21 protein-coding genes are annotated in these 24,771 nt (G+C 47.1%); 5 read left to right on the top strand and 16 right to left on the bottom strand.

The features are described 5' to 3' along the window. Positions 1 to 64 precede the first annotated feature (64 nt). Together WG929_RS09415 and fabA are read left to right on the top strand one after the other, a co-directional pair. Positions 65 to 1,183, top strand: a complete 1,119-nt coding sequence (locus tag WG929_RS09415; RefSeq protein ID WP_369855115.1) for a beta-ketoacyl-ACP synthase III — start codon at positions 65 to 67, stop codon at positions 1,181 to 1,183. A 265-nt stretch (positions 1,184 to 1,448) separates the two neighbouring features. Continuing rightward, entirely contained in the window at positions 1,449 to 1,964 is a 516-nt protein-coding gene (gene fabA, locus WG929_RS09410) for a 3-hydroxyacyl-[acyl-carrier-protein] dehydratase FabA (protein ID WP_416205828.1), read from the top strand. Positions 1,965 to 2,032: 68 nt separating this feature from the next. Here the strand turns inward: fabA and WG929_RS09405 are convergent, their stop codons facing one another. The 13 genes from WG929_RS09405 to WG929_RS09345 form a co-directional block, all read right to left on the bottom strand. After that, positions 2,033 to 2,623, bottom strand: coding sequence for a hypothetical protein (locus tag WG929_RS09405; protein ID WP_416205827.1), 591 nt, complete (start codon positions 2,621 to 2,623; stop codon positions 2,033 to 2,035). Positions 2,624 to 2,640: 17 nt separating this feature from the next. Beyond that, entirely contained in the window at positions 2,641 to 4,842 is a 2,202-nt protein-coding gene (locus WG929_RS09400) for a GumC family protein (RefSeq protein WP_416205826.1), read from the bottom strand. Positions 4,843 to 4,854: 12 nt separating this feature from the next. Then, entirely contained in the window at positions 4,855 to 5,406 is a 552-nt protein-coding gene (locus WG929_RS09395) for a polysaccharide biosynthesis/export family protein (RefSeq protein ID WP_416205825.1), read from the bottom strand. 80 nt (positions 5,407 to 5,486) lie between these two features. Next, on the bottom strand, positions 5,487 to 6,692 hold the full coding sequence (locus tag WG929_RS09390; RefSeq protein WP_416205824.1) for an outer membrane beta-barrel protein: 1,206 nt from the start codon (positions 6,690 to 6,692) through the stop codon (positions 5,487 to 5,489). 672 nt (positions 6,693 to 7,364) lie between these two features. Further along, on the bottom strand, positions 7,365 to 8,753 hold the full coding sequence (locus WG929_RS09385; protein WP_416205823.1) for an undecaprenyl-phosphate glucose phosphotransferase: 1,389 nt from the start codon (positions 8,751 to 8,753) through the stop codon (positions 7,365 to 7,367). 314 nt (positions 8,754 to 9,067) lie between these two features. Next, entirely contained in the window at positions 9,068 to 10,522 is a 1,455-nt protein-coding gene (locus WG929_RS09380) for an MBL fold metallo-hydrolase RNA specificity domain-containing protein (RefSeq protein ID WP_416205822.1), read from the bottom strand. A 239-nt stretch (positions 10,523 to 10,761) separates the two neighbouring features. Next, positions 10,762 to 11,931, bottom strand: a complete 1,170-nt coding sequence (locus WG929_RS09375; protein WP_416205821.1) for a nucleotide sugar dehydrogenase — start codon at positions 11,929 to 11,931, stop codon at positions 10,762 to 10,764. Between the two features lie 65 nt (positions 11,932 to 11,996). Beyond that, positions 11,997 to 13,427 (bottom strand): phosphomannomutase, encoded by a 1,431-nt coding sequence (locus tag WG929_RS09370; RefSeq protein WP_416205820.1) that lies wholly within the window; start codon positions 13,425 to 13,427, stop codon positions 11,997 to 11,999. Positions 13,428 to 13,527: 100 nt separating this feature from the next. Then, positions 13,528 to 14,973 (bottom strand): mannose-1-phosphate guanylyltransferase/mannose-6-phosphate isomerase, encoded by a 1,446-nt coding sequence (locus tag WG929_RS09365; protein WP_416205819.1) that lies wholly within the window; start codon positions 14,971 to 14,973, stop codon positions 13,528 to 13,530. Between the two features lie 250 nt (positions 14,974 to 15,223). Beyond that, entirely contained in the window at positions 15,224 to 16,111 is an 888-nt protein-coding gene (gene rfbD / locus WG929_RS09360) for a dTDP-4-dehydrorhamnose reductase (protein ID WP_416205818.1), read from the bottom strand. Continuing rightward, complete coding sequence (gene rfbC, locus WG929_RS09355) at positions 16,111 to 16,674, bottom strand: dTDP-4-dehydrorhamnose 3,5-epimerase (protein WP_416205817.1); 564 nt, start codon at positions 16,672 to 16,674, stop codon at positions 16,111 to 16,113. Before rfbC ends, rfbD begins: the two co-directional genes overlap by 1 nt. After that, the gene (rfbA, locus tag WG929_RS09350) at positions 16,674 to 17,558 is read right to left on the bottom strand and encodes a glucose-1-phosphate thymidylyltransferase RfbA (protein ID WP_416205816.1); all 885 of its coding nucleotides are present in this window, start codon (positions 17,556 to 17,558) and stop codon (positions 16,674 to 16,676) included. The genes rfbC and rfbA overlap by 1 nt, the downstream gene beginning before the upstream one ends. Positions 17,559 to 17,591: 33 nt before the next feature. After that, on the bottom strand, positions 17,592 to 18,419 hold the full coding sequence (locus WG929_RS09345) for a glycosyltransferase family 2 protein (protein ID WP_416205815.1): 828 nt from the start codon (positions 18,417 to 18,419) through the stop codon (positions 17,592 to 17,594). A gap of 286 nt (positions 18,420 to 18,705) precedes the next feature. Between WG929_RS09345 and WG929_RS09340 the strand changes: the two genes are divergently transcribed. The 3 genes from WG929_RS09340 to WG929_RS09330 all read left to right on the top strand — a co-directional run bounded on the left by WG929_RS09340 (position 18,706) and on the right by WG929_RS09330 (position 22,003). Then, a complete protein-coding gene (locus tag WG929_RS09340) occupies positions 18,706 to 20,034 on the top strand; it encodes an alginate lyase family protein (RefSeq protein ID WP_416205814.1) in 1,329 nt (442 codons plus the stop codon). Between the two features lie 231 nt (positions 20,035 to 20,265). After that, a complete protein-coding gene (gene rfbB, locus WG929_RS09335; protein WP_416205813.1) occupies positions 20,266 to 21,324 on the top strand; it encodes a dTDP-glucose 4,6-dehydratase in 1,059 nt (352 codons plus the stop codon). A gap of 64 nt (positions 21,325 to 21,388) precedes the next feature. Beyond that, positions 21,389 to 22,003 carry an acyltransferase gene (locus tag WG929_RS09330; RefSeq protein WP_416205812.1) on the top strand — a complete coding sequence of 205 codons (615 nt, stop codon included), beginning with the start codon at positions 21,389 to 21,391 and terminating at the stop codon, positions 22,001 to 22,003. A gap of 197 nt (positions 22,004 to 22,200) precedes the next feature. Here WG929_RS09330 and WG929_RS09325 read toward each other — a convergent pair whose 3' ends face one another. From WG929_RS09325 to WG929_RS09320, 3 genes are all read right to left on the bottom strand, one after another. Continuing rightward, entirely contained in the window at positions 22,201 to 23,250 is a 1,050-nt protein-coding gene (locus WG929_RS09325) for an IS5 family transposase (protein ID WP_416205811.1), read from the bottom strand. Then, a complete protein-coding gene (locus WG929_RS21405; protein WP_494517109.1) occupies positions 23,225 to 23,527 on the bottom strand; it encodes a transposase in 303 nt (100 codons plus the stop codon). Before WG929_RS21405 ends, WG929_RS09325 begins: the two co-directional genes overlap by 26 nt. 140 nt (positions 23,528 to 23,667) lie before the next feature. Beyond that, a complete protein-coding gene (locus tag WG929_RS09320; protein WP_416205810.1) occupies positions 23,668 to 24,579 on the bottom strand; it encodes an acyltransferase family protein in 912 nt (303 codons plus the stop codon). Positions 24,580 to 24,771 lie beyond the last annotated feature (192 nt).

The following is a 24,771-nucleotide window of genomic DNA, read 5'->3' as shown; positions in this document are numbered from 1 at the left end:
ATCCATGAATATTTGGAATATGACAGCAATCTGTCGATAATAGGCAAAAACAAGGTAGCCAAGAATGACAGACATCCTGATAACAGGCACCGGCCTGTATACCCCCAGCGAAAGCATCAGCAACGAAGAGCTGGTAGCGGCCTACAATACCTGGGCAGAACAACACAACAGCGATAACGCCAGCGCCATTGCCGCCGGAGAAACCAGCGCCGCACCACTCTCAAGCGCCGAATTCATTGAAAAAGCCTCTGGTATCAAACACCGCTACACCATGCACAAACAAGGCATGCTGGACATCAAGCGCATGCGCCCGACTTTTGACCCAACCAGGGAAGGCGAAGAACCCGAAGCCGTCACCATGGGACTGGCCGCAGCACGTGCCGCGCTGGCAGCGGCCAACCTGCAACCAGCCGACATTGACCTGCTGATCGTCGCCTGCACCAATCATCAACGTGCCTACCCATCGATTGCAGTTGAAATCCAGCACAAGCTGGGCTGTTCTGGCTATGCCTACGATATGGGGATCGCCTGCTCATCCGCCACCTTTGGATTGATCAGTGCTTACAACGCCCTCAAAGCCGGAACCGCCAAACGCGCCCTGCTCGTTAATCCAGAATTTGTAACCCCTCAGGTCGACCTGACCTCGCGGGATAGCCATTTTATTTTTGGCGATGTCGCCACAGCAGCGGTACTGGAACCGGAACACCACAATGACAAACAATCCGGCTTCCGAATTCTGGACACCCAACAGCTCACCCGTTTTTCCGATAATATCCGTTGCGACGGCAATTATACCGACCATTGTCAGGACGCCCTGCCCGACAGCCGCCCCTACTTCAAACAAGAAGGACGCAAGGTATTCAAGGAATTGCTGCCGCTGGTCACCGACTTTATAGAACGCCAGCTGAGCCAGAACCAGCTAAGCGCCAGCGATTTGAAGCGCATGTGGCTGCATCAGGCCAACATCAATATGAACCTGTTCGCCGTAAAAAAACTGCTTGGACGGCTGCCGGAAAATAACGAAGCCCCTGTCGTACTGGACGAATTTGCCAACACCGCCTCTTCCGGCTCCATCATTGCGTTCCATCGCCACCAGAATGATTTTGAAGCGGGCGACAAGGGCCTGATCTGCTCATTCGGAGCGGGCTATTCCATTGGCAGCCTGCTGGTAGAAAAATGCTGACTACCCAAAACCACTACACGGACAAGCAGTTAATACCGAGTTGGAATTTTCATTTTCATACCGTGAACACCAACAAGCCGATGCACCAACAAGACACAAAACGCAAATAACCCGAAAACAATAGAAATCTGCCGAATTCATAACCCAAAACAGCCGATTGCTATTATTTCCTTTATTTCAAGTAACCTTCATTAGCGTTAAACAAACCGCTGTGTCATCTTACCCGGCACTTTGAAGAACATGCCATAACAACGAGGAAGCGTGCATGACTCGCCAACATTCTTACGATCGCGAAGCCCTTTTATCTTGCGGTCACGGTCAACTTTTTGGTGAAGGGAACGCCCGTTTGCCATTGCCCAATATGCTGATGATGGATCGCGTCACCAACATCAGCAACGAAGGCGGAAACTATGGTAAAGGTGAAATTGTTGCCGAACTGGATATAGATCCATCACTGTGGTTTTTTGATTGCCACTTTGAAAGCGACCCGGTGATGCCAGGCTGTCTCGGACTCGACGCCATGTGGCAATTGGTAGGCTTCTACCTCGGCTGGCGCGGCAACCCAGGCCGAGGCCGAGCACTGGGTAGCGGAGAAGTCAAATTTCGCGGACAAGTCTTGCCGACCGCTAAAAAAGTAACTTATCGCATTAGCATCAAACGCGTGATGGAACAGAAACTGGTCATGGGCATTGCCGACGCCAGTATGGAAGTTGATGGTCGTGAAATTTACACCGCCAAGGATCTTCGCGTTGGCTTGTTTACGTCAACAGAAAATTTCTAGATTATCACAAATATATCAGGGTGAAGACTGAATCACCCTGATATATTTAACCGCCGAGCAAGGCTTAACTAATCACCCCTGCAAGCCCTGGCAACTTGGATCCACTGAAGTTTGCTACACAGGTACCATTTCAGACCATAATCCTCTGACACTTTGATCAAATTTGTAGTGGTGCTTTGTCTGGCAGTATTCATTCTTGACATGACCCAACCGATCTGATCCTCTCTCAAACTAGTCCAAACCATAAATGACATAGGAATAATACCGACATCAATTCCACGCTCATGCGCACCCAACGAAATCACCTTGTCAAAGGTTAAACGAATTAAATCCACATCATCGTGATTAAGAATCTGAACATACAGCAATTCCAACTGATAATATGGCCAGTAAGGTCGAAGAGATGATGACTCAACCAACAGTTGCTCATCCACATACTCGCGATTCAAGCCCTCCCTTTGAGATTTTGCAAGCTCAACAGCAATATCTGGATTAAAAGTATTCAAAAAGGATAGGAAGACAATATCACCACGTGTCACCAAGCCGTGCACAAGCAGAGAAGGCACTGCACCAGCTATTGAAAAAACACCACAAAGTAAAATATTAGCAAACAAGAGAACACGAATAAGTCCTTTTGTTTTTATGCTATTAATTTTCATGCCAGTGTTATACAAGACTAGCTATTTTTTGATGAAAGATAGCCATAACCTTGAGAATAATCAGCATAATACTCTGAATCCACGCCGCCATATTTGATTTCCTTTTCAAAGTCCAGCTGATTCAAAACGATACCGAGAACACGAGCATTGCACGCGCTCAGGCGCTGTAAACTACCCTTAATAACACCATCTCTGGTTGAATCTGCATTTACAACATATATTACAGCATCAACCAGAGTTGATAACAAGACTCCATCACTCACCAACTTGGTAGGCGCAGAGTCAATAATAATTCTGTCGTAGCGATCACTCAAGACATGAAGAATCGATTCAAAGTTTGGCGAACCCAACAATTCAAGTGGATTAGGGGGTAGAGGACCAGAAGGCATTATATCTACTCCCAACTCCGGTATATGGTGAATACACTCATCCAGCTGATCTGGATATGCTACTGCGTTAGACAATCCCTTACTATTAAAAGGAAGAGCTACCTTTCTTGCCAGACTAGGTTTACGCATGTCAGCATCAATAAGAAGTGTTTTTTCTACCTGCCCGTAAGCTTCTGCCAAATTGGCCGATGTCGTCGTCTTTCCTTCTCCGGGAACCGTTGAAGTCACCAAAATAGTTTTAACCGGATGCTCCAGTCCTGCGAGTGTAATATTTGTTCTCAATGAGCGTATCGATTCAGCAAAGCCCGGGGCAGCCTCATCCGAAAATGCACGCACAAGTAATTTATCATCAGGGTCGCTACTCGCAGCACTTTTATATAAGGGAACAATACCCAAAACAGAAGCACCCAGCTTACGCGTAACATCTGAAGCATTCTTGATAGTTGAATTCAAAACTTCCAGCAAGATGATCACCGCAGCCATTAACCCAGACGAGATAATAAATGCCGCAACGGTGATCATTCCTTTTTTGGGTTTGACCGGATATTTTGGCGTCAGGGCTGGATCCGTCAATCGTACTGTAGCGGCCCCCAAGTCACTGGTTTCCGTTGTTTCTCGAATACGGCTAAAAAATGTATCGTAGATCTGCTGATTAGCTGAAACTTCCCTTTTGTATTCGTTCAACTGAAATTCAGCCCGATTGATACGACGAATTTCATCCTTTTTTTGGACAAGCAATGCGTCGAGCGCTTTTTCTTTATTAAGTGCAGCTTGATACTCTGATTCCAAGCCTTTAGACAAGCGTGAGAAATGGTCATCCAGTGCCGTTAATGAAGAATTCAACTCAGACTGTGCAGAAATCATTTTAGGGTGTTTAACGCCATAACGCTTACTGAGCTCATTGACTCGCAAGTCAGCGGAAACCACTTTTTCAAACAGAGAGTTCGTTGAACCGTTCTGTAAGAATGCAGGAATAGTTGACACTCGGTCCAAGGAGGCGGTGCCCATCGCTTTGATCTGTTTAGATGTAGTTTCAAGATCCAAGCGACGACTTCTCGCCTCTGACAATTCAGTCGAAATCGACTGAATTTCCTGACTAACAAGCGAGCCAAGACTACTATCAGGCAGTTCGATCAAATTATTCTCTTCACGAAACGCCTGCAGCTTTCCTTCCGAGCTTTCCAAGGTAGCTTTCATCCCCACAAGACGCTTACTCAACCACGCCGAAGCGTCCTTGTTCACACCAGATTTCGTTTCAAGCTGGATTTCGATATAAGCCTCACCGACTGCGTTTGCAACATTGGCAGCCAAGCTCGGATTAATACTTGTTACAGTAATATTGACTAACTGAGTACGAAGAACAGGCCGAACCTGAATAGCCTCCCAGACCCGGTTTACTGTCTCCTCAAATTCATCAGCTGCGGTTGGAACTGGCGCGCTCTCGCCTGATAAATACTCTCTGAAGGAGAAACTCTTCTCACCGGATGATTTGAACGGATTAAATTCTGTCGAATCAACCAGGCCAAGCTTTTCAGTCACCCTTCGAGACAAATCACGGCTTTTCAGAATTTCAAATTGGGTCAATAAATAGTCAGATGAACGTCCAAATCCTGAATATACTTCTTCAATAGACAAGATCTGAGATTGCTCGATCAACAGTGTTGACGTTGCTTCGTACTGCGGCTTGATTGTAGAAAGCACCAAATAGGTCAGCAATGACACTACTACCCCAAAAGCAATAATCCGGCCGGAATAAGCCAGAACTAGCTTCACATACCGCATAATATCGATAGAAATCTCGGCAGTTTCAGACGATTGACTTGATACCATAACTATCCCTACTCAGAAGAAACTCTGTTCAACAGTAATTACATCACCAGGTCTGACAAAATCAGATAGGCTCAACTTTTCCCGGCCCTTGCCACTCAGAAGTTTACTACTATCTTTACTGGCACTGGTGACATCATGAGTTACAAAAATCTTTTGTCTGGACGCCCGATCAGTAAAACCACCCGCGATAGCAATGGCTTTTTCAATCGTTAACCCTGGAGTGAAAGAATAGTCTCCAGGAGATTCAACCTCACCATTAATATAAATCAGGCGGTATTCCTTGATAGAAATAGACACGCGAGGATCTATAAGATAGCCATTACGCAGAAGAGTTGAAATTTCCTGTTGAAGCTGCGAGGGGGTAGACCCGGCAGCAGACACATCACCAAGAAGCGGAAAACCGATATTACCGGACGGCCCTACAAGAAAATCATCACTAAGATCAGGCTCTCCAAAAACAACTATATGAACCAGGTCACCAGACCCCAAGGTATAGTCTACATTATCAGCCATAGCCAGCGACGGCATAATTAATGCCAACAAGATTGTAAGCAAGCCCCTCATTCGCATTCCTTAAACCTATAAAAAAAGCCCAGCCTTTTGACTGGACCCAACAAGAAGATCGCCATACTAAAGCAACATCTTTAGAAAGCAACCAAAACACTGGCTACCATTATAGTTTGGCTATAATCCAAGCCATCAACATTGCTAGTTCGAGCAGACTTTGTCAAACCAGCTTCGATATCAACCATCTTGTTTGGAGAGTAAACTGCACCAACAGACATATCATTCAATGTGTCTTTCCGATCCGAAAAAGCCGAGACTCCAGCATTTACATAAGTATCAGAGGTACGGCTAAAGCTCGCATCAGCACTCCAATAACTGGAAAACTCATGATCCCAAGACAAAGTAGTGACGACCCGATCAATGAAGTTACCACTGCCAGTGGTTTCTTCTGCACTTTGATTAGAGGAGAAGTTCAATGTGGAATATTCGCGAGGAGACCACGAAGCACCAATTTCCCATGCAAACTTGGTTTGGGTATCCAGATCCGACTGATCAAAGCTGCGAGCAGAGTTACCCACCAATAAGGAACCCGTGGTTTTACCTGTGATATCCCACGACACACCAGCCATCAAGCGAGTTTCTGAACCATCACGCTCCAGTGCTGCAGTATCAGTTACAAAACTGGTCTCAGCTTGAGAAACTTCAATTTCTGCACGGGTCATCCCACTAATTTTATAGGACAAACGCGCGCCAAGCGTGGTTTTGTCATGTTCAAGATCGGCGGTAGACGATTTATTATTTGTATATGACTTGTCGTATACAGTCCCAAAACCGGTCAACTGCAACATCGAACTATCAGCTCCATAAGTGTAGCTACCGCCGAAAGTCGTTTCATCATACTCACTGGGATCAGCAATGCTGGTCGCCTGTGGTCCTTCCAAAGCACCAGTACCACGATCATCATGGCCTTTATTCAAAGACGCATCCAAGGACGCTGAATTTTTTGCCCCTAACTCAAATTCACCACTGGCAGAATAGGTCTGATCGAGGTAATTATCGTTGGAATCGTGATCATACGTGCCATTTTCAAAATCGGCAGCAAAACCCAACAACGTTGCACCAAGATCGACTTCTAGCGCAATGGAAGGTGCCAAACGAGTAATGACGGAACTCACTTCACTGTTTGAATCCTGTAAATAAATATTACTGTTATTCTCGACTTCAGCCTTGATACTAGGCAGCAAAGTCACTCCACTTCCAAGCATGATTCCATCCGGCTGAACTGCATACGCGGCCGTACTCACGGACGCCATTGCAAATAAAGGTAGCTGCCAAGCTTTCATATCGATCCTCTCAATAACTGGCTGGTAAAAGTTTTACGTCTGCCAGAGTCTCTGGCGTCCAAAATCCGAGCAATTATGACTGTTACTTACAGAAATTAACAGTACGGCAACTTTCTAATTGCCTCAAAAATGCATCATTGCGGCGAAATTTTCACCAAGTCATCCTCCTGCAGGAAGCAAAGTCGCCCTTCAATACCTGTGAAGCCACTTACGACACCTACAAAGCGACGGACAATCCAGCCAACCGCAAAGATCCAAGAATATTCCAGACCTAGCATCGGCAAGCTGAAGCTAACATACTCTTTCGGTCTGGAGCCGCGCTACAATAACAGAATCAACCAGGGAAGAAGCATGCCCAATCCCGACAAAAATACCATTCTCTCGGTCTAGCCTTTAAAATTCCCCGCATACCCAAGAAGACTACACACAGGATATGAATAAAACATGAATTGTAAGCAGCCAAATTCACAAGTAATAATCATTCGTAAATTTTTAAAATAACCCAATAGACCAAAGTCTGGATCGGCATCATGCTATTCCACTATATTCACAGTGAGACTCCCCCAAGACCATCAAGATAGCTGATTATCTCTACAATCATGCCACTATCCCTGCCTAGCACTTCATCGAACCAGACTTGTTCAAACCAGGATCACTCCTCTCAGACAAATATTAGTGAACGTGACTTCCAGTAAAACCTTTGAAAAAGGTTAAAAATACAATTTTAACGTCCATCCACAACGACCAATTACGAATATATTCCAAGTCATAATCCACCCGGCCAGACATTTTATCCAGGGTATCCGTCTCACCTCGGTAACCATTAATCTGGGCCCAGCCGGTAATCCCTGGTTTGACCTTGTGCCGCAACATGTAGTAAGGGATCAGTTTGCGGTATTCCTCATTGTGTGCAACCGCGTGCGGTCTGGGGCCAACCACAGACATACGCCCCTGCAACACATTAATAAACTGGGGTAGTTCATCCAGAGAGGTTTTGCGGATAAACGCTCCTACTGGGGTAATCCGGGCGTCGCCCTTGCGCGCCTGAACAACCTTGGCGGAATTTTCCATCACACTCATGCTTCTGAATTTCCACACCTGAATTTTTCGTCCATCCAGCCCATAACGATACTGCTTGAAGATAACCGGACCAGGGGAAGTAAATTTTATCGCCGCAGCAATCACCAGCATAGGCAAGGCAATCACACTTAACACACCCACCGAGAAGACAACGTCAAACAGACGTTTAAGCACATCATTAAAGCCAAATATCGGTGTATCGTAAACGCTAATGGTTTGCATATTACCCACTTCACTGAGCCGGGCGTGCATAAGATTGAACGTGAAAAAATCTGGAATCAAATGTACCGATGCCGTCGTGTCGCCGCAATACTGCAAAATCTCATCAATTCGTTTTTGGGCTTTTAGCGGTAACGCCAAGAAAATAACCTCAAATTCGCCATTACGTGTTCGACTTATTAACTCGGCAATTTGCCCTTCCAGAACCATATCTGGATATTCTTCCAGCACCCTATTATCATTGCGATCATCAAAAAACCCGCCAAATACATAGCCCAGCTCCGGGGTCGACTCCAGCTGGTGCCGCATTGCCAAAGCGCATTCGTTTACCCCAACAATTGCGGCCCGTCGAGTATTGATCCCCTTGGCACGCAAATAGCCCAGTAAACGGCCAAAGCCAAAACGCCATAACATCATCGACACCGCCACCGACAGCATCCAGCCCCCAGTAACTACTCTGGAGAAATCCGATGTTACCTTGGCAAAAAAAGCCAACGCAGTCAGCCCAACACACACCAACACCCAGGCAGAGCCTGCTACAGAGAGAATATGCAGAGCCGACGCACCGCGCCACGAGCGATAGACACCAAATGACTCAGCAACCAACAGGTAGGAAATAGACGACAACAAGCCAGCAGAAAAATAAATAAACGACATTGGCTGACTGTAGGCCCACAAACACAATGGCAACAACCCCAGAATTAGCACGATATCCAACAAGCGAAACAAGGCACCGTAGGTATTTTGATGAGATCGAATCATTCCCTGAGTAATCATTTCATTTTTCTCTGTAACATCACGTAACCCAACTTGCGCAAATCTATCAGAACTGGTCTTTTGTAGCCACCTGCAATTAGTACATTCGTGGCTACGAGCAGGTATAAAAAAGAAGTTTGTGGCCTATGTCCAATCACCGTAAGACCAGCAAAATTATCCAGCCTACACTGCGAACTGTCTATCATTTTAAAAAAATAACACGCAGACTTTCAAAGCAGTCAACTTTGTCACTAATGAGTATTTTTTTGTTATCTACAGACCACATCTATCATAACGACCGATTTATCATCCCGTGTGTGTCAAGTCGATATTTCTACTCTTGCAGTTGGTAACACTGCTTGCAGTCTGGCTTTTAGCGCCTGTTTGGCATCCGCATCGCCATGCACAATCCGAATATCTCCTGGGGGATGGCGCATCCGGGTGGCAAAATTTATTAAATCTTTTTGATCAGCATGGGCACTGTATCCAGACAGCGTGTGAATATTGGCCTGAATCGTTACACGTTCACCATCCAGCACCACATACCCGCCTTCTGGCCCCCAGCGCTGAATATCGCGACCTGGTGTACCACGGGCCTGATAGCCAACAAACAACACATCCGTTCTCGCATCTGGCAATAAGGCTTTCAGGTAGTTAACCATACGGCCACCAGCGCACATGCCACTGGCAGCGATCACAATGGCCGGCCTGCCCGTACGTCGTAAATAACCAACCGTTTGCAGATGTTCTTCGTGGGAGTTGATGGTCAGCAATTGCTCGAACGACAACGGATGACGGCCCCGCTCCAGCCTTCCACGAGCCTCGGCATCCCACAGCTCACTCAGACGACGGTATTGGCGGGTAAACTCAGCCGCAAGCGGCGAATCGACCACCACATCGATATATTCGGATAATGGCGACTGTTGCGGCGAAGACTTGCCAAGCCGATAAAAAATATCTTCCAGCTCGTACAACAACTCTTGCGTGCGCCCAATCGAAAACGCCGGAATCAAAATAGTCCCGCCATCACGCAAACAGCGCTCGAGTAGCGACTGCAAGCGTTTTTGCCGAACCCGGCGACTATCGTGAAGACGGTCACCATAGGTGCTTTCAATCACAAGAGTGTCGGCACGATACGGCGGCTTGGGTGCGGGCAATAAAGGCGAATACGGTGCCCCCAAGTCTCCTGAAAAAATCACCCGCTTACGGTCACGCACTCGACGTCCGTTACCAATATCCAGTTCTATGTAGGCAGAACCCAGAATATGGCCAGCCACCCGAAAACGTGCCCTCACCGGCGCAGAGGAGAATTCGAAACCGGACACATCAAACCATTGATCGTAGGGTAGTGGCACCAGTAACGCTTTCAGGGTTTTTATTATCTGAGCGATAATCGAGCGATTGCGGGTAACTCCCACCTTGAGTGCATCTTCAATAACCATTGGCAATAATTCACAAGTTGCCACTGTGGCATAAATCGGCCCGTTAAATCCGGCAGCCAACAGATAGGGAATACGGCCAACGTGATCAATATGGCAATGTGTGACCAGTAGCGCTCGCACATGACTCACGTCAAAATCGATACGGGTGCGATCCAGCTCCGTATCTGGCCCATCCGACGAAGTCGCCTCTGCCCCCTGGAACAAACCACAATCAACCAGAAGGGACTCACCACTATCGACCGTTAGACGATGACAGGAACCCGTTACTCCCGTAACGGCTCCGTGATGAACAATGTTGCAGTTATAGGTGTCGTTATAGGTGTCGTTGTACATAGCTCCTCCTTGAGATAACGCCGGCTAACTCCGTTAGCTATTTTTAAAAATGACTGCTTTCGAAACTGAATTCAATTCTCTCATGCAGGAGCGGGCTTGCCCGTGCTTGAAACGGATGGATGATCAATGACATCCACCGGACACTGGACGCAAACGCCCTTCTACAGGTTTCCTACCAATCCTCGTCTACCAATTAAGTAATGGTATTGCGTACTCACTTGCAAATCCTGATCGATCAATCAGGCATCACCACCAAATAAATCCCGCGTGTAGACCTTGGCCTCGACATCAACAAGGTCAGGCGACATGCGGTTCGCAACAATCACGTCGCACTCTTGTTTAAACGCATCCAGATCCTGAACCACCCGAGAATTAAAAAAGCTGTCTTCTTTAAGCACAGGTTCGTATACCACAACCTCAACGCCCTTGGCCTTGATACGCTTCATAATACCCTGAATCGCCGACGCCCTGAAATTGTCAGAGTCAGACTTCATCACCAGGCGATAAATCCCCACCACCCTGGGAGTGCGTCGCAAAATCGAATCCGCAATATGATCCTTACGGGTTCTGTTGGCATCAACAATGGCGCGAACCAAAGTACTTGGTACTTCCTGAAAGTTTGCCAGCAACTGCTTGGTATCTTTCGGTAAACAATAACCGCCATAGCCAAACGACGGATTGTTGTAGTGAGTACCAATACGAGGGTCAAGCCCCACCCCTTCGATAATCTGACGGGTGTTCAGGCCGTGCGTCTCTGCGTAGCTATCCAGTTCGTTAAAGTACGCAACGCGCATCGCCAGGTAAGTATTGGAGAACAACTTCACCGCTTCCGCTTCGGTCGAATCGGTAAACAGAATATCAATATCCTGTTTAATCGCCGCATCAGACAGCAGACGGGCAAACACTTGCGCGCGCTCGGAACGTTCGCCAATAATGATCCGGGAGGGATAAAGGTTATCGTGGAGTGCCTTCCCTTCACGCAAAAACTCCGGAGAAAAAATCACATTGGCACAGTTCAGGTCTTGCTTCAACCGCTCGGTAAAACCTACTGGCACCGTGGATTTAATAACCATCACCGCATCAGGATTGATAGCCATCACATCACGAACGACACTTTCCACCGTCGACGTATTGAAATAATTGGTGGCAGTATCGTAATCGGTCGGCGTCGCAATAACGACATAAGAGGCATCAGCGTAGGCGTCTTGCTTATCGAGCGTCGCCCGAAAATTCAGCGGCTTTTCTGCCAAATAGTGCTCGATCTCCACATCGACAATGGGAGACTGCTTGTTGTTCAGCATCTCCACCTTTGCTGGAATCACATCCAGCGCGACAACTTCATTGTACTGAGCCAACAACATGGCATTGGACAACCCGACATAACCCGTGCCTGCAATAGCAATTTTCATAACATTAATCCGTAAACAATAAATAAAAAAATCAAACCTGTCATCGTCAGCAGCGCGAACACAACTTACGTATTAATAACCTTATTGACGCGCTCCAGACAATGACTCACCAGTGCTTTAGCCTGCAGATAATTCCCAGCCTCGGCATAACAGCGTAATTCCGGCGCATTCCCGGAAGGCCGAAGGTGCACAATATCACCAGAAGACAAGGTTACCCGCAGTCCATCAGTTGTGTCTGCAGATACAGCTTCACTTGGCAAGTGCAACGACTCAAGCATCGCGTTGAGATTCTCAGCCCAACTGACAATCAATGCCTTGCTCTTGTCGGTCGGTACATCCTTGATACGATCACTGGCGGTAATTCGTTCCGGCAATTCAGCTAACAACGCACTGATTGGCTTACCCTGCAAGGCACTACCAGCCAACAACATCAGTGCAGGCAACAGAGCGTCTCGAGTTGGCAACGGAGTAATTATAGCAGCCCCCATTGACACAGCACTCTGTAATAAAAACCCACCATTCGCCTCAAAACCGGCCACCCGTTCAAAACGTTCCGCCAGAACCGCCATACCCTCAATCACATAAGGAGACCCTATTCGGGTGCGTTTTACCTCGGCGAACAAGTCACTTTTTTCAATTGCGGTATTACAACTCACTGGCACCGCCAAAGCCTGAATATCAAGTGCACGGGCACATAAAAGCCCAAGTATATCACCGCGCAACCACTGGCCATGTTCATCTGCAACCAAGGGTCTGTCGCCATCACCATCGGTTGAAAAAATCGCGTCCAACTCATACTCAGACGACCAGGCAAGCGCTTGCTGCTGATCTTCTTCCGATACCGCCTCGGTGTCGATCGGCACAAAGGTATCTGTGCGGCCCAAAGAAATCACCTCAGCACCTAATTTTTTCAGTACCTCAGCGTTTAATTCACGCCCAGCCGCCGAGTGCTCGTACAGGCCGATACGCTTGCCCTGCAACAAGTCTGGCGCAAACAGTTGCGTATACCGCTCCATATACAATTGCCGCGCTCTCGCAGATTCGTCAGGTAACACTGACTGAACCGATTTAACCTCTACTTCCGCCTGCAGAATAGCCTGTTCGTCAGCTTTGCTGATTTCACCATCCGGGCGATAAAACTTGATGCCGTTACGATCAAAAGGAATATGACTACCGGTAATCACAATAGCTGGAATACCATCCTGCATCGCCTGCAATGCCACCGCCGGAGTCGGTAACACACCGTAATAATCCACCGTTACGCCAAGATCTGCGGCGGCTGCGGCACAAGCGGCAGCCATCGACGGACTACTGGGACGGCGATCAATGCCAAGCGCTACGCGTTCTATGCTGAATTCCTCCTTCATTACACTTAGAAAAGCCAGCGTGAATGCAGCGCACGCTTGATCGGTAAACTGCTCGACCAAGCCACGAGCGCCACTGGTGCCAAACTGAATGCCACTGTTAGCCAAAATATCTTTGGAGGTTAACGCCATAGAAGATTATCCATCCCTTTATTGTCGTGATATTAAACCAGCACTGGCACGTGGTTATTCCATTACAAACTTAATTCAGCTAGCCCTGGCCTTGTACTCATCAAGCCCGACCGTACAAATCCTTGAAACGTACAATATCGTCTTCACCAAGATACGAACCCGACTGCACTTCGATCATTTCAAGTTCAATTACACCGGGGTTTTCCAATGCATGCACCTGACCGATAGGAATGTAGGTCGATTCATTTTCCGTCACCAGGTAAGTCTCTTCACCATTGGTCACCTTGGCAGTGCCAGACACCACGATCCAGTGTTCGGCACGATGATGATGCATCTGTACTGACAATTTAGCTCCCGGTTTGACTGTGATGCATTTGACCTGGTAACGATCACCACTGTCTACCGAATCGTACTTACCCCACGGACGGTATACCTCCCGGTGTTGCTCGTACTCCGAGCGTCCCTGCTGCTTGATTTGAGCAACAATTTTCTTAACTTCTTGCACCTTGTCTTTACTGGCAACCAGCAAGGCATCCGGTGTATCCACAATCACAATACCACCAAGGCCCAACGTTGTTACCAAGCGAGTATCGCTATACACAAAGCTGTTACTGGTATCTTCCAGAATAACGTCACCACCACCCAGTGTGGCATTACCGTTCTCGCATTTTTCGGCAATATCCCAGAGTGCAGACCAGCTGCCAACATCACTCCAGCCAGCATCTAGTGGCGCAACCACGACCTGAGCCTCTCCAGCATCCAAAGCAGACAGCGGTTCCATAATGGCGTAATCGATCGATTCATCCGGGCATTGTGCAAAGGCTTCGGCATCGACCCGAACAAAGTCCATATCGGCCACAGTTGCAGCCATCGCTTTAACACAAGCAGCATGAATATCCGGGCGGAACCGTTCCAATTCTTCCAGATAACGATCAGCCCGCACCATAAACATGCCACTGTTCCAGAAATAGTTTCCTGCATCCAGATACTGCTGCGCGGTTGCCGCATCCGGTTTTTCAACAAATGTCTGCACAACCTGACAGTCATTTTCAGCGTCTGACCCTGCTTGAATATAGCCGTAGCCCGTTGCAGCTTCGGTTGGCACAATACCCAATGTACCAAACTTGCCTGCTTTCACCGCCGGTAACAGCTGTTTGGCCGCTGCCTGGAATGCACTGACATTTTGAATAACATGATCGGCAGCCAGAATCAGTAGCACAGGTGCAGGTGCAGCTTCACCTTCCGGTAGATCTTTCATGACCTGCAATGCAGCCAGTGCAATCGCTGGTGCGGTATTACGCCCTACTGGCTCAAGTATAATCGACGTTTTCTTACCCCCCAGCAGCATTTGCTCTGCCACCAAAAAGCGGTGTGCTTCATTACAAATAACCACAGGGTCTTGATTCGACAAACCATCCAGACGAGCGGCGGTTTGCTGCAGCATGGTCAGCTGTCCGTTTAATTTTAAAAACTGTTTGGGGTAGGCGGTTCGTGACAGTGGCCACAAACGAGTGCCGGAACCACCGGCCATGATGACAGGTATCATGCTGTATATCCTTTATCTGGTTCGAAGTACCAATTACCGTGGCAATCAACATCATCACGCTGAAAAAAACTCACTGATCAGACCTATGAAGCAACGCTTGAGGGCTGATATAAAACTGAATCATTTTCATTAAAGTGCCGATTCAACTAAAACAACAAGCACGACAATGCACTCCGTACTGTATTGGTGAACCATAATCAACTTCACCAAATCAACTTGTCGCATCAACAGGGCCAAGTAGTCATTACTGCTACAGGCCTTCAGATTGAATACTGAAAATCACTGTTTCCAAAGCAGCTTTCCAATCCGAAGGAGCGATTCCCGTAGCTACAATCCGTGAGCAATCCAATACGGAGAATACCGGCCGAGTAGCTGGGGTAGGATACTCGGAAGAAGGAATAGCCACCAAAGCCGGACATTTGCCAATCAGCCCGGCTTTCAGGGCCTGCTGGTGAATTTCTCTGGCAAATGCCCACCATGACACCGCCACATCACCGGCAAAATGATATATGCCTGTCACCTCACCCCCCTCTCTCTCGCTTTGTTGCATAAGCGAGTAAATTGCCTGTGCTATATCACCCGCATAAGTAGGACAGCCTATCTGGTCTGCCACGACCGATAATTGATCTCTTTGCTGGGCCAGCCTGAGCATGGTTTTAACAAAGTTATTCCCGTACTCACTGAAGACCCAGGCAGTTCTGAGAATTATGGCTTCGGGACACACCTGAAGCACCGCTCCCTCACCCGCTAGCTTGGATGCACCATAGACAGACTGAGGGTTAACATCATCATCCTCTTTCCATGCGATACGGCCCTCGCCGGAAAACACGTAGTCGGTAGACACATGCACAAAACGAGCAGCATTGCCTGCGCACCATAAAGCCAACAAAGAAGGGCCCGTTTCATTAACCTTGTAGGCCAAATCATGCTCGGACTCTGCTTTGTCAACTGCGGTATAGGCAGCTGCATTAACAACGATTTCGGGCATTATCGAGTTGAGAATATTATTGACCGCCGCTTCATCCGAGATATCCAGCTCTGAGGATGACAAGGCACGAAATTCTTCACCGTAACTGGTCAACAAACGAGCCATACTCCGCCCCAATTGACCGTTAGCTCCAGTAATCAACCAACGCATCAAACACTCCTTGCCTCTGCTAACTGCGCAAGCGTAGCTGCAATAGCATCCTTACCTGAAAGCTGGACTTCCACATCACCCAAGTCGTTCAAAGGCCATTCGATTGCAACCTCCGGATCGTTCCAGATGAGGCTACCTTCATCGGAAGGATCATAATAGTCAGTACATTTGTATTCAAAGTCGGCAACTTCTGAAAGCACCAGAAAACCGTGGGCAAGTCCTGGTGGAACCCAAAACTGACGCTTGTTTTCTTCACTTAATATAAAGCCCTCCCACTGACCAAAAGTAGGAGAACCATGACGAATATCAACCGCAACATCAAACACGGAACCACGAATAACCCGTACCAACTTGCCTTGTGGTTTCGATTTCTGAAAGTGAAGCCCCCGCAGCACGCCTTTCCGGGACCGAGAGTGGTTGTCCTGTACAAAGGTTTCGTTAATACCAGCCATATCCCGGTAACGGTCTGCCTGGAATGTCTCCAAAAAGAAGCCTCGTTCATCCCCAAAAACCTTAGGTTCAATAATAACAACGCCATCAATTGACGTTTTAATGACATTCATCAGACGCGTGCCTCCTGCAAAATTTTGAACAGATACTGACCATAGCCAGTCTTCTTCAGCGCATTCGCTTCAGACTCAAGCTGCTCGTCTGTAATCCAACCATTATGGAAAGCAATCTCCTCCAGGCAGGCTATTTTTAACCCCTGACGCTGTTCAATGGTATTAACGAACATACCAGCGTCAATCAACGAGTCATGAGTTCCGGTATCCAGCCAAGCAAAGCCTCGACCCAAGACTTCAACATTCAGCTTGCCGGCTTCCAGATACATGTTATTTATATCGGTAATCTCAAGCTCACCACGAGGAGAAGGCTTCACGGCTTTAGCAACATCGACAATATTGTTATCGTAGAAATACAAACCGGTAACGGCATAACTGGACTTGGGCTTGGTGGGTTTTTCTTCAATCGAAAGAGCCTTGCCACTACTGTCAAATTCTACAACGCCAAACCGCTCAGGATCACTTACGTGATAACCAAAGACAGTCGCACCCTCCTGGCGTTTGACTGCATTGAGAAGGTTTTCACTGAAGTGCTGACCATAGAAAATATTATCCCCCAATACCAGAGCAGCAGGGCTGCCTGCCAAAAACTCTTCTCCAATAAGAAACGCTTGAGCGAGGCCATCTGGCGACGGTTGCACCGCATAAGCAAGTTCAACACCAAACTGGCTACCATCCCCCAGCAAACGTTGAAAAGATGGCATATCCTCAGGCGTTGAAATAATCAGAATTTCGCGAATTCCTGCCAACATCAACACCGAAATCGGATAATAGATCATCGGCTTGTCATAAATTGGCAGCAGCTGTTTGGATACACCACGAGTGATAGGATGCAACCGAGAGCCAGAGCCGCCTGCCAATATAATTCCTTTATAATTCAACATAGAATCCTCTATTTTATATAATGAAAAACATACCTACTGACGAGAAGAGTGATCAACTTCCCATTGATAGCTGTCCAGGTTCTGGAACTGCTGCCGAGCACGCAAACGAAACCAAAAAACCAAAAAAATATAAATGCTGGTTGAAATGCAATGCCGACTAAAAAGTAACGAAGGTAAAATACTGGCATATTGCGGTTCAGGTTTATCAAAACCAAGTTGGCGGGCCTTTAGCTCCATATTCCCCAAACGGGCACGTGATTTAATTTTAATCAGGGACTTTAACGTGCGGGGGGCAGAAACAAAAACACTGGCTGCTTCAATATTACCAAGCTCATGAGCATAAAAATGCGAACGCACAAAGCCATCATCCGAAATCACATCCGGGAACTTATCAAAACGCTTGCGTCCCTCTTCACTGATAACAAAACTACAAGTAGCAACCACCCCTTCACGAATATAAGGTAACCTGAGCCAAGTTTTATAAAACTGACGAACAAGCCAAGGAGAGTGGCTGACATCAATTACCGGCTGCGGTGCCGCCAGTAATAATTGCCGATCACGCATACCGGCAGAAACCTGTGTTACAGCATCATCTGACAAAGCAACATCAGCATCTATATAAAAAACAGGCCAAGAAGCAACGTGTTTCTCAGCTTCATTCAGGGCATGAACCTTGGATGGTATTGACAGATCGAGGCACACCACCTGCGGATAACATTGTTGAACAATCTGAACCGTGTTATCCGTACAGCCATTACAGGCGACAATAATACGATCCAGATCTGGCTGATTAACCAGACTATCGAGACAACGCTGAATAACATTTGCTTCATTATGGGCAGGCACAATCACTGTTGCCATTGAGCATCTCCTTGAGTGCAAGCAGGAAACCATTGCCGGAATCCGGTTCATGGCAAGAAATCGTTTCCGAGGCGAGCATAGATACTAACATGCATAACAACAAAACCAAGCTTTCGTATGCCAGTGCGTCAACTGTCAGGAAAATCTGGCGGTCAAAAACCTGACAGGTCGGTTTGCCCTCACCCAAGTAAACAGACACCATAGCTAATCACATCAACCACAGTCCAAAATACCAGGGGGTGCTCACCAACACCCCACACTATTACAGTCCAATACGGAGCCAGTCATGTACCTCCCAGCCACCAACCGGTATTACGCTAAAAAACGTGTTCTGACTAACATCACTCTCTCAGCTATGTGCTGTCTTATTACTGCCTGCCAAACACCGCCACCCAAAGGCATCATGCTTGACGCCAATACCTATAAAAGCATCAAAAACACCCTCTTAGACCCGACCTCATCAGCCTCACAAGCCATGGAAGACCTGGCAGAATCCACCTCAACCAGCCCAGATCCCTTTCAACTACCCGCCGGTGAAAAATTTGAGTTTGGCTGGTGCAAGGCTCCGGTCCATAACCGAACGCTCAAGGATCTGACCAATCGACTAACAAACGAATCCGCCTACGCCCGCGATGACAGCATCTTTTATTTGTACTCTGGAGATCACCAACGATTGCAGCAAGCCATTGACCGCACCCTAGCCTGGGCTAAAGAATCAACTCTCTTTAACGGTTACCAGCTCGGTATGTCTCCTGAGCTGGGTAGCTTCCCCGGTATACAACAAGGCTTTTGCAACAACTCCTGGAACATGATGCTCGACAGCATCTGGCAAGCTTACGGACTGATCAACTTCAGTCAGGTGTACCTGACCCTGAAACAAAGCGACCAGGCTAACAGCCACGCCGAAGACATAACCGTGATTCACGACTGGCTACAAAAGCAACTGGTGCCCGCAGTGAATGCCGGTCTGCATGCTTGGACGCGCTGGGCCGATGCCCACCCAACCTCCAAAGCTTATGAACGCTATCGCAACGACAACCACATATCCTGGTCTCTAGCGGGTCTTGCCGCTGCGGCACTGGCGTTGAATGACAAACCACTAATGGACTATGTATACGAAGGAACAGCCTATGACGACGGGTATTCAGGTCTGTACAAGAACCCGTCGAGCCTGAAAACCCAACTTGAAAACGTTATCAGCCGTGATGGACAAATTTATGACGACCCCGTACGCACCCCACAACACAAAGGTTTTTTTTACGGCAACTTCAGTTTATGGGCACTGGTTATGGCCACAGACATCGCAGAACGCGCCAAATACCCGGCCCTGTGGAATCATCATGGGGAACAGGGAGGCAGCATTATGACCGCCCTGGATTACTACGCCCCCCTGGTCGCTGGGCAACAAGCGCTGCCGGATCCGAAAGAAAAGACCCAGCCTGGTTTCTTCAATTTCACCTACCAACTGATGCTCAACAAAACCTGGCTGACTCCAGAACAGCGACAGCATTACAGAGCGGCAGCCAACAACAACCGTCCTGACAGAAATATTCTGCAAGGGTTGGGAAGAATAGATTTATTAACCACTCCTGCCACTCACCCCCTCCGCCCTTGATCGCGAATAGAGGGGGTACAATTCAATGTTAGAAATTCAAGGGATGGCATGCGCTGCAGAAGTCGCCACGCCGCAACAGTGTTGAGCAATTGCAAATCTCTTGTACTTAAATCCTTAAGTTCATGGTCTTGGGGTAGAATTTGCCTACAGCCTGAGGCAATAATAGGCGCTATTACACTTACAGTCTGTAACAAGCCATTCAGACAATATGGCTATGGAGCAAGGATCAGAATGAAGCTACTGGTAACCGGAGGCGCGGGTTTTATAGGCAGCGCAGTGGTCAGGCACATTATTCAGAACACCCACAACGAAGTTGTCAATCTGGACTGCCTGACCTATGCAGGCAACCCGGAATCACTGAAAGATGTAGACCAATCGGAGCGTTATGCCTTTGAACAGGTCGATCTGTGTAACAAGGATGCCGTGATTGCCGTATTTAACCAGCATAAGCCAGATGCCGTTATGCACCTGGCAGCAGAAAGCCATGTAGACCGATCCATTGAAGGCCCTGGAGAATTTATTCAAACCAACGTAGTTGGTACATTCAACCTTCTCGAAGCCGCACGAGGCTACTGGGCCAGGCTGGATGACAGCGGCAAAAACAACTTCCGCTTCCACCATATTTCAACCGATGAAGTCTACGGCGACCTCGAAGGTACGAATGATTTATTTACAGAAACCACGCCGTATGCCCCCAGCTCCCCCTACTCCGCCAGTAAGGCCGCATCCGACCACTTGGTACGCGCCTGGGGCCGCACCTACGGTTTACCGGTAATTGTTACCAATTGCTCCAATAACTATGGCCCGTATCATTTCCCGGAAAAACTGATTCCACACGTTATACTCAACGCTCTGCATGGCAAGACATTGCCAGTATATGGACAGGGCAACCAGATTCGTGACTGGCTGTATGTGGAAGACCACGCCCGGGCTCTTTACAAGGTCGTCACTGAAGGTGAAGTGGGTGAAACCTACAATATTGGTGGCCACAACGAAAAAACCAACCTCAGTGTTGTTGAAACGATTTGTACGCTGCTGGAAGAACTGGCACCCAGCAAGCCAGATGGCGTTGAACACTACCGCGACCTGATTACCTTTGTAAAAGACCGCCCTGGCCACGATATGCGTTATGCCATTGACGCCAGCAAAATCAAGCAGGAATTGGGCTGGGTACCGGAAGAATCGTTTGAAAGCGGAATCCGCAAGACCGTTCAATGGTACTTGACCCAAACAGACTGGTGGCAAAACGTATTGTCCGGACAATACAAACTGGCTCGTATTGCAGGTTAGAATCCAAAATATTAACGATAGAGGGCTGGCTATTCAGTTCTCTGTCTAAGCAACTGAGACAGATATGCACAATCTTAAATTGACACTGCGCGATTTACTGAAAGAAATATTCAGATTCAAAACTCAACTCTCTGCCAGACTATTTTACATTCAACGAGGACACAAAAGCTCGGTATCCCTGAGTACTCGATTGGATATTAAAAAACCCGACAAAAATGAAAAATTTATATGCTCAATTGGTGACGAGGCATTTATTGAAAGCAGAGTTGTACTCAATAGCTGGCATGGGAACCTTGAAATCGGTAGCAATGTAGGTATTGGCATAGGATCTGTTATTATTGGCCCTGTCAGCATTGGCGACAACAGCAGAACCGGTCAAAACGTATTTATTTCCGGAGAAAATCGCATTCACTCTGGCACAGCAGCAGGCGTTATTGAGTCAACCGATGGCGGGGTATCAATCAAACCCGTTACCATTGGCAAAGGCGTCTGGATTGGTACAAACGCATCCATATTACCCGGAGTTACCATTGGAGACGCCTGCATTATTGGTGCAGGATCTGTTGTAACCAAGGACATAGCGTCCAATTCAATTGCAGCAGGTAATCCAGCCAAGCTAATTAGAAAAAATTACGAGCAAAAACAAAATACTGAATACTTTCAGCAGAAATTTTTATAATCACCAAAAAATTACTACAGAAGCTATCTTATTCGCTATTAGGGGAGATCTATTTAGTCGCGTAAAGCCACCGTTGCAGCACATTATTCACATCAATGTCTTCGGAATATCCTAATGCTGCTCTATCCGGCCCATTTCCGGCCAATTCAGTAGAGATTTGGACTATTTCCAGCCCAAATCGCGTCATTCAGACGCACCTATCCCACGTGGGATAGAAAACTCCAGCGGCGAGCGTTGTACACCATGTTCATCAAGCCGATTCTCAGTTCCGCTCTGGCCTGACCGATGCAGCGCACCATGAACTTTTTGCCGTCGCGTTTCATGTCCGCATAAACATGTTCGACACGTGCCCGAACCTGAGAGCGTTTTTGATTCGCCTGCTTGCTACGCTCAGGCATGTCTTTACCTCGGGGTTTCTTGCGGTGGATGTGGGAGCGGTAGCCCCGGTCTTTCAACATGCTTTCATTTTCTTCGCTTCGATAAGCGCTATCTGCCCAGACATCCGCGCTGCTGTTGTCGCCATCGATCAGGGCTTCGAGCTGGTGCCCATCGTGTTTATTGGCCGCAGTCGCTTCGTAGCTGCGAATGAGTTTGTGCTGTTTATCGACGCTGGTGTGATTTTTATAGCCGAAGTAACTCTTGCCATGCTTCTTCGTCCAGGCCGCATCACGACTGGCCTGGCGCTGCTGGGCCGGAGTGCGTTCTGAAGAGGCAGGCGGTGTCGGGTCATCGTCATCTCCGTCGGACTTTTCTTGTGCTTTGCGGGCTTTTTCCTGCTGCTGTTCTTCGGTTTTTCGCTTGGGTGCTTCAACCAGGGTAGCATCGACAATTTGACCGCCTTGAGGCCGATAACCGTGGGCTTCGATTTGCGAGAGCAAGCTGTAAAACAGTTCATCAGTGAGGTTTTTCTGGACGAGTAACTCTTCATACTTCCAGACGGTATTGGCATCGGGCACCGGATCTTCCAGCGACAAGCCAAGGAAGCGGCGGAATGACAAGCGGTCTAACACTTGATACTCAACCTGCTTGAGCGACAGGCTGTAGTAGTGTCGCAGGAAAATCATTTTGAACATGAGCAAGGTGTCTGAACGAGGACGCCCCTTGTTGGATGAACGAGGCATGCGGATCTTGCTGAGAACGGGCCTGAAGGCAGCCCAGTCGACGAGTTCGTTGATTTTGGCGAGTGGGTCGTTGTGCTGATCCAGTTTGTCGTTCAAGTCATCAAAGTCGAAGAATCCTGGCTGCATACCGTGTGACCGTTGTTATCCGAAGTCGTGTGTGGGAGTGTATCAAGAACTGATTAAATAGATGAACCCTGTAGTAGTGTCGCAGGAAAATCATTTTGAACATGAGCAAGGTGTCTGAACGAGGACGCCCCTTGTTGGATGAACGAGGCATGCGGATCTTGCTGAGAACGGGCCTGAAGGCAGCCCAGTCGACGAGTTCGTTGATTTTGGCGAGTGGGTCGTTGTGCTGATCCAGTTTGTCGTTCAAGTCATCAAAGTCGAAGAATCCTGGCTGCATACCGTGTGACCGTTGTTATCCGAAGTCGTGTGTGGGAGTGTATCAAGAACTGATTAAATAGATGAACCCATTACCATAGCTTCCAATAGAAACTGTGCATCAAAAATTCTCATTCAGAAAAATCAACACTCGCAATTAAATCAGACTGATTTCTTTTGATATTTGTTATTACTTACATTACTAGCCGTACCAAATAGCCAACGAGAAATTGATGGAGGAGAGAGTTTAATTCCAACCCAAACAAAAATCAACGCAATCAAGAAAGCCACAATTGGGATCATATAGCCTGCCACCCCAATAGCTTTGACAAGGTATATAAATAAGGGATGAACCAAGTAAACTCCCATTGTTGTATTTGATATTGAAAAAATCCAGCGCGATCCGGAAAACTCAAAAGATCTGCAAAGCAAGCATGCTGAAGCGAATGCAATACTATAACTTTCAAACAAACTCCAAAATTCATGATATGCCAAAAAAAACAAGCCAGAAATTATCAATAAAAAAACCGCCAATTGATTTAAAACTCCACAAGATAAGGAAACAGAAACCCCTATCAATACAATGGGAATAGCCTGGGCATATTGAGGAATAGGAACCGAAAAAAGCACACCTCTCCAATAAGAAGACGTCAGGACCAGAAACAAAAAGATCAAGGACACAGAAACAGGAAAAAATCGATTAAGTTTAATCTTCGAATCAACATTATCCAGACAGAGTAAAACAAAAAAAATAAATGGCAAATACCACAAATGAATAGAAGATCCAGCCAAAATTATTTGCAAAAAATCTATATCTTCAAAAAACAAAGTCCCTTTGAAAAAATACTCCAGAAAACCATATATAAGGAACCATATAAAATATGGAATTAAAAGTCTATAAAACCGATCCTTTATAAGTTTTTTGTTGATTGATTTGATTGCAAAAAAAACGGAAGTGATAATAAAAAAAGCCAGCCCTGAATAAGCAAAATCTTTACCTGCAGAGATCCCGGAGTGAAACCAAACAATTCCAAACGCAGATAATATTCTTAATATTTCAATATCAATTCTCATAATGTAATCTCAAGCTATTTGGTTGTATTGATAAATATTTTTTGATTTTAGGGTACATCTAAAATTTAGCGGTAAACGCTCAAACAACCCCATCTACCGATTTAAATAACGGCCGCTTTCATATTCTCAGGCAGCAGTTTTTCGATGTCTTCCACGGTTTCGCATAACGGCAACTGGGCAAACACTCTCCGT

Origin of the sequence: Oceanobacter antarcticus (genome assembly GCF_044962685.1) — a bacterium.
GTDB lineage: Bacteria > Pseudomonadota > Gammaproteobacteria > Pseudomonadales > Oceanobacteraceae > Oceanobacter > Oceanobacter antarcticus.
This window is presented reverse-complemented; position numbering and strand designations above follow the sequence as displayed.